Origin of the sequence: Rhodoplanes roseus, from assembly GCF_003258865.1 — a bacterium.
GTDB lineage: Bacteria > Pseudomonadota > Alphaproteobacteria > Rhizobiales > Xanthobacteraceae > Rhodoplanes > Rhodoplanes roseus.
The window spans coordinates 1-239 of sequence record NZ_NPEX01001007.1 but is presented as its reverse complement, the minus strand read 5'-3'; the positions used below and the strand labels follow the sequence as shown (position 1 = coordinate 239).

Here is a 239-nt window from a genome sequence, read left to right as displayed (position 1 = left end):
GTTCGAAGCGCTCGCCAAGGAGATCGGACCGGACGAGAACGGCAGGCACCGCACGCCGGAGGAGATTGCCGATGGCTTTTTGAAAATCGCCGTCGAAAACATGGCGAACGCCATCAAGAAGATCTCGGTCGAGCGCGGCCACGACGTCACCCATTACGCGCTCTCCTGCTTCGGCGGCGCCGGCGGCCAGCACGCCTGCCAGATTGCCGACCGTCTCGGCATGCAGAAGGTGCATATTC

1 protein-coding gene is annotated in these 239 nt (G+C 62.8%); it reads left to right on the top strand.

Features of this window, described 5'->3' with window-relative positions:
* On the top strand, nucleotides 1-239 hold a 239-nt coding region (locus tag CH341_RS33375; protein WP_146604840.1), incomplete at both ends, for a hydantoinase/oxoprolinase family protein.